Below are 14762 nucleotides of genomic sequence, written 5' to 3' on the forward strand. Positions count from 1 at the left end.
CCATGCGCATGCCATTAGGCCCTCCGACCTGCACGTTGAGAGCCAGGTCACACCGGCGCCCCGCTCCCGACATACGACGTCCACTAGCAAAAGGGGTCTTTGCGGGCAGCGGCCGATCCTGTTTCTCTGGATGACGTCGCACGGCGCCGACGAGCCCACGGGCCTCGGCGCCGCGGCATGCAGCCACTCACCGCACACCACGCGGTGCGGCCACGCACCGCGTGGCTCCGGCATGCAGGCGACCGCCACCGTCCCCGAAAGAAAAGGTTCTTCGTGTCCGTCTCCGTCATCCGTCGCATCGCTTCCCCGAAGAAGGCCCTCACCGGCATCGCCGTGGCCGCCGCCACCGCGGGTCTGGCGCTGTCCGCCGCCCCGGCCCACGCCGCGACGACGTCCGCGTCCTCCACCTCCAAGGCCCAGGCGATCGCGCACAAGATGATCCCGGACGCCGCGCAGTACAAGGCCTTCTCCAACATCGTCAAGCACGAGAGCGGCTGGGACGTCGACGCCACCAACGCCTCCTCCGGCGCCTACGGCCTCGTCCAGGCCCTGCCCGGCTCCAAGATGGCCTCGGCCGGCTCCGACTGGAAGACCAACGCCAAGACCCAGATCAAGTGGGGTCTGGACTACATGAACTCCCGCTACGGCAGCCCGGTCGGCGCTTGGACCTTCTGGCAGGCCAACGGCTGGTACTGAGCCACGCCGACCGCACCGCTCGCGCCGCCTGCACCACCCGCTCCACCCGCTCCACCCGCTTGAGCCCCACCGCGTGACCCGCGCTTCGCGCGCCCCGATACGCGCCGAAGGCGGCGGCCCCCGATCCCCCGGGCCGTCGCCTTCGGCGTTCGCGCATGCCCATGCGCCTGCGTCCGGTCCGACCGTCTCAGCGGGTGAGATCCAGGGTGGGCACGCCGCACCCCTCGTACGCCTTCGCATGCACGGTGGCGACAACAGCGGCCGCACCCCACTCGGGCAGGTGACGGGCAGCGTGGATCGCCGCCCCGACCCCCGGGGGAATACCGTTGCGATGCAGTCTGGCCACCGCGAGCGCCGCCGCGTAATCCAGGTCGACGGTGTGAAGGACCTCCAGCTGGCCGACGTGCTCGGCGATCCCGAGGTGCTCGCGGTCGGCCTCCAGAACCGACAGGGTCGGAACCCACAAGCGGGTCTCCGTCTCGAAGTGAGCCCGGTGGATCAGCGCGGACACCTGCCGGTTGCCGGACAACGCCAGCAGCGTCGGCGTGTCCAGGACCAGGTGGTGAAGGATCACGCGGCGTCATCCTGCTGCCGGGCGAAGGCCTCCCGCAGCCTGCGCCCCATGGCCGCGCTCTCGCCGTCGCTCACCTCGACACCGAAGTGCTCCGCGAGGTAGGCACGGGTCCGCTCGGCACGCTCCCGGCGCTCCTCCTCGGTCAGCGTCGACTCCGCGAACTCCTGGACCAGGGACCGAATCGACGTGCCTCTCGACTCGGCGATCACCGCCAGCCGGTCCCGCACCTCGGCAGGGACTCGAATCATCGCATCGCTCATGCCGGAAGTATACGTCCACGTATACTCCCGGCGTCGCCAGCCTGCGGAACGTCCCGGCGCCCCTACGCCGCCGTGACCCTCAGCTCCTTCACCCCGTTGATCCAGGCGGACCGCAGCCGTCGCGGGTCGCCGACCAGCTTCATGCCGGGCATGGCGTCGGCGATGGCGTTGAAGATGAGGTTGATCTCGAGGACGGCGAGCGACTTGCCGAGGCAGAAGTGCGGTCCGCCGCCGCCGAACCCGAGATGCGGGTTGGGATCGCGGGTGACGTCGAAGGAGTCCGGATTCTCGAACACCTCGGGGTCGCGGTTGGCGGAGGCGTAGAAGATCCCGACCCGGTCCCCCTTCCTGATCAGCTTGCCGCCGAGCTCGGTGTCCTGGGTGGCGGTCCGCTGGAAGGCGACGACGGGAGTGGCCCACCGCACGATCTCCTCGGCGGCGGTGTCGGGCCGTTCGCGCTTGTAGAGCTCCCACTGCTCGGGGTGGGTGAGGAAGGCGTGCATCCCGTGGGTGGTGGCGTTGCGGGTCGTCTCGTTTCCGGCCACCGCGAGCATGAGGACGAAGAACCCGAACTCGTCCGAGTTCAGGTTGCCCTCGTTCTCGGCGGCCACCAGCGTGGAGACGATGTCCTGGGCGGGGCACTGCTTGCGCTCCGCGGCCATGTTCATGGCGTACGCGATCACCTCGGCGGCGGACTGCTGGCCGACCTCGGCGGTGATGGCGTACTCGGGGTCGTCGTACGCGATCATCTTGTTGGACCACTCGAAGATCTTCGCGCGGTCGTCCTGGGGTATCCCGATCAGCTCGGCGATGGCCTGAAGCGGCAGCTCCGAGGCGACGGAGGTGACGAAGTCGAAGGAACCCCCGCCCTGCTCACTCGCCCGCTCGACGATGGCGACGGCCCGCGCCCGCAACCGTTCCTCGAGACCCCGGATGGCCCGCGGAGTGAACCCCCGCTGCACGATCTGCCGCACACGGGTGTGTTCGGGCGGGTCCATGTTCAGCAGGATGAACCGCTGAGCGTCGATCGAGGCGCGCTCGATGCGCTCGTTGAAGCGGATGATCGCGGTGTTGAGGTAGGAGGAGAAGAGCTCGGGATGCGTGGACACGTATTTCACGTCCGCATGCCGGGTCACCGCCCAGTATCCCTCGTCCTGGAAGCCGGCGACATTGCCCGACTGCGGGATCCAGCGGACCGGTTCGGCCTGCCGCAGCGCGGCGAACTCGGGCAGGGGCACGTGGTGTTGCAGCAGGTCGGGGTCGGTGAAGTCGAACCCGTCGGAAAGCGCTGGACAGTGCATCGGCGGCTCCAGCCATCTGACGACGCCGGTTACGTCGGCATCCGCAGAATCTGACGTGTCATCAGAAACAGATTGCCGAGAAGGTAGTTCAGGAGCCTCGAGGCTGCAAGACCCTTGCGGTGACGCACATCACGTCAGCAGACTGCACACAGCAGAACTAGAACACGTACTAGTTCCGAAGGGATCCGCACCCATGGCCGCCGAACCCGTGATCGTGGAAGCAGTCCGCACCCCCATCGGCAAGCGCGGCGGCGCGCTCGCCAACCTGCACCCCGCCTATCTCCTGGGCGAGACCTACCGCGAACTCCTCGGCCGCACCGGCATCCCCGCCGACGCCGTGGAACAGATCGTCGGCGGCACGGTGACCCACGCCGGCGAACAGTCCATGAATCCCGCCCGCACCGCCTGGCTCACCATGGGCCTCCCCTACGAGACGGCGGCGACCACCGTCGACTGCCAGTGCGGCTCCTCGCAGCAGGCTTCGCACATGACCGCGAACATGATCGCGGCAGGCGTGATCGACGTCGGCATCAGCTGCGGCGTCGAGGCGATGAGCCGCGTCCCGCTCGGCTCGGGCTCGAAGCACGGCCCGGGAAAACCGTTCCCGGACGAGTGGAACGTCGACCTCCCCAACCAGTTCGAGGCGGCGGAACGCATCGCACGACACCGCGGCCTGACGCGTACGGACGTGGACGAGCTCGGCGTCCTCTCCCAGAACCGGGCGGCGACGGCCTGGTCGGAGGAACGCTTCAAGCGCGAGACTTTCGCCGTGCAGGTCCCCACGACGGAGGACGAACAGGCGGCGGGCCAGGGCATGTGGCGCCTGGTCGACCGCGACGAGGGTCTGCGCGACACCTCACTGGACGCCCTGGCGGGCCTCAAGCCCGTGATGCCGACGGCGATCCACACGGCCGGCAACTCGTCGCAGATCAGCGACGGCGCGGCGGCGATCATGTGGGCGTCCAAACGGATGGCGAAGGCCCTGAAGCTCAAGCCGAGGGCACGGATCGTCGCCCAGGCCCTGGTGGGCGCGAACCCCCACTTCCACCTGGACGGCCCGATCGACGCGACGCGTGCGGTGCTCGGCAAGGCCGGCATGACGCTGAAGGACATCGACCTGGTCGAGATCAACGAGGCGTTCGCGTCGGTGGTGCTGAGCTGGACGAAGGTCTTCGACGCCGACCTGTCCAAGGTCAACGTGAACGGCGGCGCGATCGCCCTCGGCCACCCGGTCGGCGCGACGGGCGCCCGCCTGATCACCACGGCCCTGCACGAACTGGAGCGCACCGACAAGGAGTTCGCCCTGATCACCATGTGCGCGGGCGGAGCCCTGGCCACGGGCACCATCATCCAACGGCTGTAACCCACCCCAGAAACCGCGAGAACCCGGCGGGCTCAACAGTCAACACCGGCCCCGCCGGGTCCTTGGAATCACGAACAGCGACAACGCCCGCCGCCCCGCCGAGGGTCTGGGCAACCTCGACACAGTTCCCGCCCTGGTCGCCGCTGTAGCTGGACTTACGCCAGATGCTGCTCTCCATAGCGGTCCTCCATCACTCACCGGATCAGAGCCGCCGAGTCCCTCAAGGAGAGCGCAGCAGCTTGAAGATGATCGTAACGGAGTGAGCAGTCCTGAACCGTGTCCGGGTTGGCCGTCGGATGCCCACTGTTGTAGCCCTCGGTATAGACGACGGGGGCATCACCCGCGAAGCGACAGATGTCAAACGCGCCTTGCAGCCCCGCGTGCACACCCGCCGAGAAGGGCAGCACCTGAACGTTGATCCGCGGATTGCTCTCGAAGGACAACAGGTGGGCCAGTTGCTCCTGCATGACTGCTCGACCACCGATCTCCTGGCCCTGTCTCGCATTCGGTGGTGACGGAGTGTGCTGTTATCCGAGGAGGATGCGGTGCCGGAGCAGGGTGAAGTTTGCTCGTCCGTGCATCTGGCGCGCGATCCGTTTGGTCTTGGTGTTGACGCCCTCGGTGGGGCCGTTGCTGTGCGGAAGTGTGAGGGCGGCGTTTACGGCGTCGATGTCCCGGTCCAGGCCCCGGGTGAAGGCGTGTAGGTGGGGCAGGTCGGCTGTTCGGACTTGGGCGATCCAGTGCGTGAGCGCATCGGCGTTGTCGGTGTGTGGCGTAAGGAGCGGGGCGAAGTCTCTGACACCTGCGGTCAGTTGGGTCATCTCGGGGCAGGCGGCGGTGAGCTTGGCCAGGAGTTCGTGCTGCTCGGGCTTGAGTTGTCGGGTCTGGTCAGCAGCATTCGGGCGAGCCGGCGTGGGAAGATGTGGCTGCGGTCGGCGTCCGCGCGGCCTTGGTTGATGTACTTGTGCAGAAGGTTCAGGCAGCCCGTGAAGCCGAGGGTCTTGATCTCATCGAAGAGGTGCTGGACGGGGACGCCGGGGTCTTCACTTCGGCGTTTGCGCAGGTGCTCGCGGTAGGGATCGACCAGGCTGGCACGGTACTTGGGGACGCGGAGCATGCGCTCGGGCCGGTCGGCTCGGGCGTAGCGTTTGACGGTGTTCAGGGCCACTTGCAGGCGGCGGGCGCATTCGAGCAGGCCCACGCCCTTCTCGAGCAGGCAATGAACCTGATGCCAGCGTTCGAGGGTGTTCTGAGCGCGGGGCCCGTCGTAGATCGGCGCGTCCAGTACGGTGGCCCAGCAGGTGCTGTGTGCCTTCACCTCGCTCAGGGCGGCTTCGCACAGGTTCTTCCATAAATGCCACCTGTCCGCGACCTGCACCGCGTCCGGCAGAGCGCGGCGGATGGCCTCGGCGTAGGTCGCGGAACCGTCACGGCACACGACCTCGACGCCCGGATGATCGCGCAGCCAGGCTTCCAGCGTGTCGGCGGTGCGGTCGGGCAGCACGTCGATCCGCTCATGGGTCTCGGCGTCGATCACCACGGTGGCATAGCGGTGCCGCCGACGCAGAGCAAAGTCGTCGACGCCGATCACGCGGGGCGTTCGCCCGGTGGGCGACGGGATGCGCAGCAGGGTGCGCCGGGCTGTGTGACGGGACAGGCCCACCGCGAGTATCGCCAGCAGACGTGATCCCGCCCGGCCCGCTAACTCTTTCACCACGGCCTTGACCTGCCTGGTCAGACGGGCCGTGCGTCGCTGGTATCGCTCCAGCACCCCGGGCACCTGTTCGCGGAAGGTGTGGCGGCAGCCTCGCGTGGGACACACCAGACGCGCACCCGCACACGGACCACCACCCGTCGCCCGTCGACCGGAACGTCGGCCACCGTCCGCCAGTGATAGCCGCGCACCCGTCCCGACGAGGCCCCGCACACCGGGCAGACCGCGGTGTCCAGCGGCGTTCGGGCCCGCACCACGATCCGCACCCTCGTCGGCCACATCCTCCATGACCAGCGGAGACAGACCCGAAAACACCGTCTGCACAAGCTCGTTGACATCCATCGACATGAAGGTCAACGACCCTGACAACTCTCCGTCACCACCGAATGCGAGACAGGGCCGTTAAGTTGACACACCCTCTGCCCTACCCCGTCACAGTCATGCCCCGCACACGAAGAAGCTCTGCTCATCGAACAGGGATTCCCTTTGCCGCAACGCACTCACTCGATCACGAGATCCCCGGCTCAAGAATCGATGTTGACGTGCCACTCCTTCCACACCACCGCAGTCAAGAACCGGAGCTGCCTCGCCGAAATAAATCCGGCGAGGCAGCCGTGACAGACGGATTTCGTCTCAGCGCACGTAGGGGAGGTCAAATCCGGCCTCGTTCGAAGCCGTTTCATACGTCGACAACATGGACGACACCGTCGACCGGATCTCCGCCAGAGAGAAACCAGCCTCTTCCAGGTCCCCCGAACCCAGATAACTTGCCAACTCCTCGACGGTCTCCTGAAGCACCTTCAGGGAGTCTCCCTGTACGGCCAGTGCCGGATACCGGCGGTCCGGCAGACGGACTACAGCAAAGTTTCCCGAAGCTGCGAGGACTGTGGCTGAGCTTTCCTGTTCGTTCATCCCTAACCCTGTGGATAGAAGGTGACGTGGGGCCTGGTGGTGTCAAGCGGCCCGGTGAAGATGTCCTGCCGCCGCCCGACGCCTACACTGACGTCGGCCTTCGGCAGCGAACTGGACACAGAGTGCTTGGTGCGGCTGTTGATTCCCGTGATCACGTAGTCCCAGTCGGACTCGCCGTGCCATCCATCCGGATTCGACGACGATCGCGGCCCCAGTGTCCGGCTACCGATATCGGCTTCCCGATCCGGTTCGCGGCGTTCTGGATCCGAGCCCTCTCCCCGAGAGATTCGCCAGGTTCGCGCCTGCTCCGGCGGATGGGGCACAGGGAGTCGAGTTGTGCACAAGTACCGGTGTCCGCCCCGCCAGCACATAGTACGTGTGCGGGCGGGGTCGCCGTCAGCTGCAACTTCGCTGGTCAGGCTCCGATTTGACAGCCGTTCCACGTCCGTGCGTGTGCACTGAAGTCCACCGGTGTTGCCGTCACTACTGCCGTCAACGGTCTAGACCACTCAGGGAGTTCTCGGGATTTGAGATCCACGTCAAGCGGCCTCGTCGTGCGGAGTGAGACTGATGCTCAAGTCGGCTCCAAGGGCACGGGCCAGGCGGCGCAGCATCGGAAGGGTGGGCACCGTTCCGCCGGCTTCGAAGCGGGAGATCTGTGGCTGTTTCATCCCGCACCGCTCAGCCAGCTCGGCCTGGGACAGCCCGAGCTCGGTGCGCCGGTCGTGGACGAGTCTGCCCAGCTCGCGGGCGAGTGCTGTGGAGGCGTCATGCATGGCTCCTCCCGGGTTCAGGCGGCCGGGGCAACGATAGTGACAGTGGGCTCATCCCCAGGGGCGAGGTGCATGTCGACGGTGAGGTCCAAGGCCCGGGCCAGGCGCATGATGACAGCGATGGGCGGCAGTTCGGTGGCGGTCTCGATGCCTTCGATCTCGTCGGTGGTGGTGTGCAGGCGCTCGGCCAGATCGGCCTCGCTCAGACCGAGTTGCTTGCGCCGGTCGTAGACGGCTTTGCCCAGCGTCATGGCCAGGCTGGCTTCTTCGTAGACGCGGTCATACTCGGGGTCGGCGTCGAGGTGTTCACCGATCAGCTGGCGGTGGCGGCGGGTCCTCCATTCGCTGTGGTTCATCGGTTCTCCTTGAGGTCGCGGCTGTAGAGGTCGTGTTCGGCGGCTGCCTGGTGCTCGGCTTCGCACAGCCGTTGAGCGGCGTGCGCGCGGTCCACTTCGGCCTGCTCGCGCATCTTGGTCTTGCGGAACACGGTGAGCAGCACGACGCGACGGTCGGGTGCGAGCCAGTAGGTAATGCGCTGGTGAGCATCGCCGAGGCGGAAGCGCAGCTCGCGGAGCTTGCCGCCCAGGTGGCGGGAGTGCGGTTCGTCGAGCGTGGTGGGCTGCTCGGCGAGCAGGTCGGCGACGCGTTCGGCCTGCTTGTAATGATGGGCGGGAATGTTCTCCAGCCACAGCCGCACCTCCGGCTCGATCTCGATCGAGTACCGCCCGCTGTCCATAGCACCGATGATATATGGCACGGGGTGCGAGAGCGCGACTTCGTAGCTCAGGTCGTGTGCCGTCGCCACAACCGCGGCCACTCCAGCGTCGCTCACCCCCCATACTCCCCCCTTCGTCCTGATGCCACGGCGCCGCCGCGAACCAGCGGCAACCGGCCGAGGCGGCGCAGGGCCGGCTTCTTTCGACAGGATCGGGCCCGAGCGGAGAGGCAGCGTGCGGCCGGGCCGGCGCGTCGCCCAGTCTCGCGGCGCGGGGACCGGGGCGGGAGGGGGCGGCCTGCGACGGGCGGCCGGGAGCTTCGCTCCCCGCCGGAGGCGACGCCAGCCACCGCCCTCGGTGGGTCCGGCTACGGGCGTGAGGGTCGGCCCCTTGGTCGGCCCTTGCCTGCGATCCGGCCGTAGGACGGTCGTAGGCGACAACTTGCTGTGCGACACGCAAGGCCTCACGCCCACAACTCGCTCCCGGCGGCACCAGGTTGAGCCCCGCTCACGCCCGGGACCGGCCGCCCGCCGACACTCGGCACGAGCGTCGACTGCTCGCCCGACGGTGGGCCGGTCGGCGACGTTCGGCCAGCTCAGACGGACGGGGCCCGCCTTGAACCTCGTAGAGAAAATCTGAACGCACACTCCCGGACCGCCCTTGTCCGGTCCCGGGAGATGCTTGACACTTCGGTCCCAGCTGATGGTTGACAGTGGCCGTGATCGGCTTTTCTGTGCACGTCGTTGCGGCGTGTGGCAGGAGGCCGGGATTGGCGCTGGTGGAGTTGTCGGTTGTCGAGCAGAGATACCGGGCGGTCCTGGCCGTGCTGGCGGGTGCGACCGTGACCGAGGTGGCCGCTCAGCTGGGGGTCTCGCGGCAGACGGTGAGCGGGTGGAAGTCGAGGTATGCGGCCGCGGGCCTGGCAGGTCTGGCAGACCGGTCACGTAGGCCGGCGTCGTGTCCGCATCAGGCGTCCGCCGAGGTGGAAGCGGCCGTGTGTGAGCTGCGGCGCAAGCACCCTCGGTGGGGTCCGCGGCGGATCGCTCATGTGCTGGAGCGGTCCGGGACGGTGGCGCCGGTGCCGTCGCGGATGACCGTGTATCGGATCCTGGTCCGTCATGGGCTGGTCGAGCCGGGGGTCCGGCGGCGGAAGCGGTCGGATTACAAGCGCTGGCAGCGCGACCGTGCGATGCAGCTGTGGCAGATGGACATCGTCGGCGGGGTGATGCTGGTCAACACGGTCACTGGCGAGCTGACCGAGGCGAAGATCGTGACCGGCGTGGACGATCATTCCCGGTACTGCGTGATCGCGTCGGTGGTCGAGCGGGCGACCGGACGGGCGGTCTGCGCGGCCTTTGCCCGGGCCCTGCAGGCGTTCGGGGTGCCGGAAGAGGTGCTCACGGACAACGGCAAGCAGTTCACGGACCGGTTCGGTCACGGTGGTGAGGTGTTGTTCGACCGGATCTGCCGGGAGAACGGGATCGCGCACCGGCTGACCCAGCCGGCGTCGCCGACCACGACGGGCAAGGTCGAGCGGTTCCACCAGACCCTGCGGCGTGAACTCCTCGACGACTGCGGTCCGTTCGAGAGCATCGAGCAGGCTCAGGCGGCACTGGACGAGTGGGTGCAGGAGTACAACTCGGTGCGGCCGCATCAGGCGCTGGACATGCAGTCGCCGGGCGACCGGTTCATGCCGGTCCCCGAGCAGGAACGGGATGTGCTGGGCCTGAAGATCCCCGGGGTGCTCTCCCTGGTGCCGCAGCAGCGGACGGCTCGCGCTGCGGTGCCGGATCCGGTCGGGGCGGTGCCTGCCCCTGCCCCTCCGCCTGAGCCGGTCCCGGCCGTGGTGCAGGTGGACGAGGGCGGCCCGGTGGAGTTCGAGCGGGTGGTGCCTGCGAGTGGGAATCTGCAGGTCGCGGGCAAGCAGTTCTGGCTCGGTCCGGCCCGTTCGGGGTTGACGGTGACGTTCTGGGCGGACACTTCGGTGATCCATCTGCTGATCGCCGGGACGCGGATCAAGAGCGTGCGTTCGCACCTGTCGGTGGCGGATCTCGCGCAGCTGGCCGCCCGGTGTGGACGTGCGGCCGGTCCGCCGCCGCTGCCTGCCGGGGACGGGGCCGCGTTCGAGGTGGACCGGGTGGTGAACAACAGCGGCCTGGTGGGCCTGGCCGGGCATCAGGTGCTGGCGGCGGAGATCCTGGGCGGCCGTGCGGTGGGTATCCGGATCGACGATGAGACGCTGTCGTTCTTCGATCCGGCCTCGCGGGAGCTGCTGCGGGTGCGGCCCAACCCGCTGACCAGCGAGGAAGTCAGACGGCTGCGGGGTCTGCGTCCGGCCGGTCCGCCGCCGCGGCCGCGCGTGGAGCCGGTCAGCGTGCAGCGGCGGATCAGCGCGGTAGGCACCGTCATGGTCTGCCGGCAGACCATCCCGCTCGGCCGCCCCTATGCCGGTCAGACCGTGACCGTGCACGTGTCGGACACGACGATCACGGTCGAGCTGGACGGCCAGATCCGCGTGATCCGCCGCACGACCGATGTCCCGGTCCGTAACGTGAAAGCGAACAAGCCCCACGGGGCTTCCCACGTTTCCTAGGCCTACCGTCAAGCCTCAGGTGGGACCAGAACGTCGTGCATCAGCTGGGACCCGACAACCCTGCGCTGCGTCTTCTGCTGCTCCGTCTGGTGCGGCTGGTTCAGCGCCGGCGTCTGCCTTCGTTCAGCCGGTCGTGCAGGCGCTGGACGCTGGCGGCCTGTTCTTCAGGCGTGTAGTTGCCACTGAGGCGCTTGCGTTGCTCCATGACGGCGCGCATGGCGTCACGGTGGGCGGTAGCGGCTTCGAACTCGGTGCTGGCCTTGGTGAACCGCTCCTCGGCGGCGGCGAGTTCGGCGGCCACCTCGTCATCGCTCTTTCCGCTGAGCCGTACCGCTTCCTCGTCCGCTCGACGCTGCGCCGCCATTTCCTCCAGCCCCTCGTTGTAGCGCTTGAGGAACTGATCGCGCGGGCTGAGCTGTCGGACGAAGACCCCCCGGCCCTGCACGGAGTAGATCAGCCCCTCCTCCTTGAGGACCCGCAGGGCGTTCTGCGCGGTGGAGTTGGCGATGCCGTAATGGGCTTGCAGGTCGCGGGCGGAGGGGAGCTTGGCCCCAGGTGCGAGCCGGCCGTCCTGGATCTGCTTGCGGAGCGCGTCCGCGGTCCGCACGTACGGGGGTCGGGGATCGTCAGCGGGGCTGTCGGCGGTCTGCCAACCGCGCCGGAGGTCACCGAGACCGGTGTACTCAGGATCGGACTCGCCCAGATCGACTTCGTCTTCCTCTGCTTCGGTGGTCACCATCGGCTTCGGCGCGCGTACGTAGCTGCCCCGGCCGAGGACGGAGTAGATCAGCCCCTCCTCCTTGAGGACCCGCAGGGCGTTTTGGACCGTGGAGCTGGCGATGCCGAAGCGTCGTTGCAGCTCGCGCGCGGCGGGGAGCCGTTCACCTGGGCGCAGCTCGCCGTCGTGGATGGCGGTGCGCAGGACGTCGGCGGCCTGGACGTACGGCGGCCGGGGGTCCTCTCCCAGGGGCAGCTTCATGGCACGAGGGTAGCGGCGTCGGCACTCGCGGCACACCCGGGCGTCCTCGGCGTTCCAGACGTATCGCTGTAGCGATACGAATCGAGTGTTGCGGGTGTAGCGAGTGTGCCGCTATGGTCATGGCGAGTCGATCAAGCGACTCCATCGAACGAGGATGTGATGGCATGGCCATGACTCGAATCCGTGTTGCCCTGCTGCCGTCGGCGGTGTGCATCGCGGGCACCGAGCCGGTGCTGAAGATCAAGGACCAGCAGACCGGGGAGGTCGCCACCGACCGGGAGACCGGCGCGTCGCTGTACACGGTGACCGTGATGCTCATGGAGGACGGCCGCGCCGAAGTCCTGAAGATCACCGTTCCGGAGACGGGCCTGGCGGCCGGGCTCAAGCCGGGGGCGATGGTGCGGCCTGTGGAGCTGTTCGCCACCCCGTGGGCGCGGATCTTCAATGGTCAGCTCTCCGACGGTGTCGCCTACCGTGCTGCTCGCCTGGAGCTGGTGACGGTGGAGGCGAACCAGTGACCCGCTTCGAACGCCACCTGTCGGAGCGGGAGTTGTACCCGCTCCGGCCCCTGCCGGGGACCGAGGGCAAGGCCACCTTCGCCGTCTCGGCTGCCGTGCTCGATCTGCTCGGCCTGGACCCGGAACAGGCGGCCCACCTCGACCTGGCCCACGCCCTGCGCCTGATACGCGAAGAGGGGGCCTGACGTGGAAGCCGTCACGGGATACGCGTCGTACGTGCTGCCGATCGCTACGGCGCTCATCGGTGTGTGGCTGGTGTGGACGGTGGTGCGCTACGTACGGGCCGACCGGCGCACGCGGGTCAGCATGCGGCAGGCCGTCCGGGTCCGCTGGGGCTGGGTACGGCTCGCGCGGATGGCGGGACTGACGGTCACCGACAAGACACCGAGCCTGCTCTCGCAGATCACCGCCCAGAAGGACAGTCCCCCGCCCGCTCCCCGGGTGCTGACTCCGAAGATCAAGGTCAAGCCCGACCAGTTCGGGGTGATCGTGCGGGCCCGGACGCTGCCGCAGGTCGGGCTGGAGGAGTACCAGAAGTCGGCGCGGTTCCTGGCCGATGCCTGGCGGTGCACGCGGGTGTCCGTGCTGCCGGACGGCCCCGGCAAGGTGGTGATCCGGGGCGTGCGCTCCGACCCGCTGACCACGCCGACCACCCACCGGCCCACCGGCCGACCACTCACGGACCTGACGCGCTGGGAGCTGGGCGTGGACGAGTACGCCGCCCGGGTGTGCGTGTCCCTGGCGAACGTGCCCGGTGTGACGGTGGCCGGCGTCCCGGGTGCGGGCAAGACCTCGGGGGTCAACAAGTTCGTCTGCGACTTCGCACCGTCGGCCGCCGTGCAGATCGCAGCTGCGGACGGGAAGGTGTCGCGGGCATCGGAGGGCGACTACGCCGACCTGGTCAAGCGGATGTTCGCGTTCTGCGGCGACGACCTCGACGAAGCGAACGCACTGTTCAAGCGCCTGGTGGAGCTGCGCAAGCGGCGCTCGGCGACCATCCGCGACGTGCTGGGCGTCAAGAACATGTGGCACGTCGGACCCTCCCCTGAGTGGCCGCTCACGGTCCTGATCATCGATGAGGCGCACACGTACTTCCGCGAGTACAAGGGCAGCGACGCCGAGACGAAACGTTTGGCCGCGTTGACGGCGGAGAACGCCCGACTGGTGGAGGACCTGGTCAAGAAGGGCCGCAGCGTCGGCATCCTGGTGATCCTGATCAGCCAGAAGACCACCGGTGTTGCCATCCCCACCTTCATCCGCGACGTGTGCCCCATCGGACTCTCCTTCGCACAGAAGACCGTCGAAGCCGCGGTCGCCGCACTCGGCGAGGACATCCGCAACTGGCCCGATTCCAGCCCGGTGACCTTGCAGGACCCCGCCTACGTCGGCGTCGCGGTGATGGCGATGCAGGGCCGCCCGGGCTACACCCGCATCCGCACCCCCTACGTCTCCGACGCCGACGCCGCCCGCGTCGCGGACGCCACTTCGCACCTGACCGCCGACCCGGACCTGTGCCTGGACGCTCTCCTCCGTACGACCGGCCGGACGGCACCGCCCACACCCTCGCTCACCAAGTGATCCCGAAACGCCCACGCCAGAAAGGAGGTTGAGATCATGGCGGAGGAACGGTTCACCCGGCGCACCGTGACCGTGGTCATGGCAGTCATCGCGGCCCTGGCCTTCGTCTTCTCCTTCGGCAACGTCTGGGCGCTCGCCCTACGCCTCGGCGTCCCGCGTCCGATCGCGCCGCTCATCGCCCCCATGGTGGATCTGTCCGTCGTCGGACTCCTGGTCGCACTGCGCTTCCTGGCCCTGCGCGGCGCACCCAAGGCGGAGCTGCGGGCCGGCACCCGGCTGCTGCACCTGTGCGGACTGCTCACCCTCGCCCTGAACACCGCCGAACCCCTGCTGACCGGACGCTACGGCCGCGCCTGCCTGGACACCGTCGCCCCGCTCCTGCTCCTCGGCTGGGGCCACGTCGGCCCCGCCTTTCTCGCCCAGTTCCACACACCCATCGTCCCCGCCCCGCACCCGGAGGAAATTGCCGCTCCTCTCTCCGAGCCGGTGCCCGACGAGGCATCCGCACCCGAATCAGCACCCACGGTCCCCGTCCCGGTCACCGCGGCCTCGCCGGTCGAAGATCCGAAGCCCATCCCAGCTCCGACCGCCATCTCCAAGACAGCCCACTCCGCCTCCGGCCCGGCGCTGCCGGCGGCCCTGCTGAACGCGGCCCGGCGCATCGCGGACACCCACCGTGCCGAGCACGAAGCGCCGATCACAGCGGCCCAGTTGGGGATTCGCATGGGCATCGCCCTGCCGGTGGCCACCGCCGCACTCGCTCAGCTCTGAGCCCCGGCCCTCAT

15 protein-coding genes and 3 pseudogenes are annotated in these 14762 nt (G+C 68.4%); 7 read left to right on the plus strand and 11 right to left on the minus strand.

Annotation, left to right across the window (positions count from 1 at the left end):
- Window positions 1–273: 273 nt before the first annotated feature.
- Window positions 274–696: a transglycosylase SLT domain-containing protein gene (locus QF032_RS12395; RefSeq protein WP_307056004.1), complete on the plus strand. Its 423-nt coding sequence runs from the start codon at window positions 274–276 to the stop codon at window positions 694–696.
- Between the two features lie 187 nt (window positions 697–883).
- On the opposite strand, the gene QF032_RS12400 is transcribed toward QF032_RS12395, so the two are convergent.
- The 3 genes from QF032_RS12400 to QF032_RS12410 form a co-directional block, all read right to left on the minus strand.
- Window positions 884–1270 (minus strand): hypothetical protein, encoded by a 387-nt coding sequence (locus QF032_RS12400; RefSeq protein WP_306952819.1) that lies wholly within the window; start codon window positions 1268–1270, stop codon window positions 884–886.
- Window positions 1267–1530, minus strand: a complete 264-nt coding sequence (locus QF032_RS12405) for a hypothetical protein (protein ID WP_307056005.1) — start codon at window positions 1528–1530, stop codon at window positions 1267–1269. The genes QF032_RS12400 and QF032_RS12405 overlap by 4 nt, the downstream gene beginning before the upstream one ends.
- 62 nt (window positions 1531–1592) lie before the next feature.
- Window positions 1593–2831 (minus strand): cytochrome P450, encoded by a 1239-nt coding sequence (locus tag QF032_RS12410; protein WP_307042376.1) that lies wholly within the window; start codon window positions 2829–2831, stop codon window positions 1593–1595.
- A 193-nt stretch (window positions 2832–3024) separates the two neighbouring features.
- Between QF032_RS12410 and QF032_RS12415 the strand changes: the two genes are divergently transcribed.
- On the plus strand, window positions 3025–4194 hold the full coding sequence (locus QF032_RS12415; protein ID WP_307042377.1) for a steroid 3-ketoacyl-CoA thiolase: 1170 nt from the start codon (window positions 3025–3027) through the stop codon (window positions 4192–4194).
- Here QF032_RS12415 and QF032_RS12420 read toward each other — a convergent pair.
- From QF032_RS12420 to QF032_RS12450, 7 genes and pseudogenes are all read right to left on the minus strand, one after another.
- Window positions 4178–4372, minus strand: coding sequence for a DUF397 domain-containing protein (locus QF032_RS12420; protein WP_307042379.1), 195 nt, complete (start codon window positions 4370–4372; stop codon window positions 4178–4180). The two genes, QF032_RS12415 and QF032_RS12420, sit on opposite strands and share 17 nt — an antisense overlap.
- 16 nt (window positions 4373–4388) lie before the next feature.
- Window positions 4389–4685: pseudogene (locus QF032_RS12425) on the minus strand (DUF5753 domain-containing protein); the annotation flags it as partial.
- Between the two features lie 36 nt (window positions 4686–4721).
- Window positions 4722–6256, minus strand: a pseudogene (locus QF032_RS12430) (ISL3 family transposase).
- 285 nt (window positions 6257–6541) lie between these two features.
- Entirely contained in the window at window positions 6542–6820 is a 279-nt protein-coding gene (locus tag QF032_RS12435; protein WP_306952809.1) for a DUF6959 family protein, read from the minus strand.
- Window positions 6821–7359: 539 nt separating this feature from the next.
- A pseudogene (locus QF032_RS12440) lies at window positions 7360–7575 on the minus strand (helix-turn-helix domain-containing protein); the annotation flags it as partial.
- Between the two features lie 35 nt (window positions 7576–7610).
- Window positions 7611–7949, minus strand: coding sequence for a helix-turn-helix domain-containing protein (locus QF032_RS12445; RefSeq protein WP_307042381.1), 339 nt, complete (start codon window positions 7947–7949; stop codon window positions 7611–7613).
- Window positions 7946–8329, minus strand: coding sequence for a type II toxin-antitoxin system RelE/ParE family toxin (locus tag QF032_RS12450; protein ID WP_215034078.1), 384 nt, complete (start codon window positions 8327–8329; stop codon window positions 7946–7948). Before QF032_RS12450 ends, QF032_RS12445 begins: the two co-directional genes overlap by 4 nt.
- A 764-nt stretch (window positions 8330–9093) precedes the next feature.
- Between QF032_RS12450 and QF032_RS12455 the strand changes: the two genes are divergently transcribed.
- Entirely contained in the window at window positions 9094–10902 is a 1809-nt protein-coding gene (locus QF032_RS12455) for an IS481 family transposase (protein ID WP_373430469.1), read from the plus strand.
- A 100-nt stretch (window positions 10903–11002) separates the two neighbouring features.
- Here QF032_RS12455 and QF032_RS12460 read toward each other — a convergent pair whose 3' ends face one another.
- On the minus strand, window positions 11003–11881 hold the full coding sequence (locus tag QF032_RS12460) for a GntR family transcriptional regulator (RefSeq protein WP_307056006.1): 879 nt from the start codon (window positions 11879–11881) through the stop codon (window positions 11003–11005).
- 164 nt (window positions 11882–12045) lie between these two features.
- Between QF032_RS12460 and QF032_RS12465 the strand changes: the two genes are divergently transcribed.
- The 4 genes from QF032_RS12465 to QF032_RS12480 are packed head-to-tail and all read left to right on the plus strand — an operon-like array spanning window position 12046 to window position 14748.
- Window positions 12046–12399 carry an SCO3933 family regulatory protein gene (locus QF032_RS12465; protein WP_307056007.1) on the plus strand — a complete coding sequence of 118 codons (354 nt, stop codon included), beginning with the start codon at window positions 12046–12048 and terminating at the stop codon, window positions 12397–12399.
- Window positions 12396–12584 carry a hypothetical protein gene (locus QF032_RS12470; protein ID WP_307056008.1) on the plus strand — a complete coding sequence of 63 codons (189 nt, stop codon included), beginning with the start codon at window positions 12396–12398 and terminating at the stop codon, window positions 12582–12584. The genes QF032_RS12465 and QF032_RS12470 overlap by 4 nt, the downstream gene beginning before the upstream one ends.
- 1 nt (window position 12585) lies before the next feature.
- The gene (locus QF032_RS12475) at window positions 12586–13977 is read left to right on the plus strand and encodes a cell division protein FtsK (RefSeq protein ID WP_307056009.1); all 1392 of its coding nucleotides are present in this window, start codon (window positions 12586–12588) and stop codon (window positions 13975–13977) included.
- A 36-nt stretch (window positions 13978–14013) separates the two neighbouring features.
- The gene (locus QF032_RS12480; protein ID WP_307056010.1) at window positions 14014–14748 is read left to right on the plus strand and encodes a DUF2637 domain-containing protein; all 735 of its coding nucleotides are present in this window, start codon (window positions 14014–14016) and stop codon (window positions 14746–14748) included.
- Window positions 14749–14762: the final 14 nt, after the last annotated feature.

It is taken from the genome of Streptomyces achromogenes (assembly GCF_030816715.1).
Classification (GTDB): Bacteria; Actinomycetota; Actinomycetes; order Streptomycetales; family Streptomycetaceae; genus Streptomyces; species Streptomyces achromogenes_A.

Excerpts from the sequence above, each read along its gene's own strand:
- QF032_RS12405 (WP_307056005.1), bottom strand. The coding sequence starts at position 1,530 with ATGAGCGATGCGATGATTCGAGTCCCTGCCGAGGTGCGGGACCGGCTG.
- QF032_RS12410 (WP_307042376.1), bottom strand. The coding sequence starts at position 2,831 with ATGCACTGTCCAGCGCTTTCCGACGGGTTCGACTTCACCGACCCCGAC.
- QF032_RS12415 (WP_307042377.1), top strand. The coding sequence starts at position 3,025 with ATGGCCGCCGAACCCGTGATCGTGGAAGCAGTCCGCACCCCCATCGGC.
- QF032_RS12420 (WP_307042379.1), bottom strand. The coding sequence starts at position 4,372 with ATGGAGAGCAGCATCTGGCGTAAGTCCAGCTACAGCGGCGACCAGGGC.
- QF032_RS12435 (WP_306952809.1), bottom strand. The coding sequence starts at position 6,820 with ATGAACGAACAGGAAAGCTCAGCCACAGTCCTCGCAGCTTCGGGAAAC.
- QF032_RS12445 (WP_307042381.1), bottom strand. The coding sequence starts at position 7,949 with ATGAACCACAGCGAATGGAGGACCCGCCGCCACCGCCAGCTGATCGGT.
- QF032_RS12450 (WP_215034078.1), bottom strand. The coding sequence starts at position 8,329 with ATGGACAGCGGGCGGTACTCGATCGAGATCGAGCCGGAGGTGCGGCTG.
- QF032_RS12460 (WP_307056006.1), bottom strand. The coding sequence starts at position 11,881 with ATGAAGCTGCCCCTGGGAGAGGACCCCCGGCCGCCGTACGTCCAGGCC.
- QF032_RS12465 (WP_307056007.1), top strand. The coding sequence starts at position 12,046 with ATGGCCATGACTCGAATCCGTGTTGCCCTGCTGCCGTCGGCGGTGTGC.
- QF032_RS12480 (WP_307056010.1), top strand. The coding sequence starts at position 14,014 with ATGGCGGAGGAACGGTTCACCCGGCGCACCGTGACCGTGGTCATGGCA.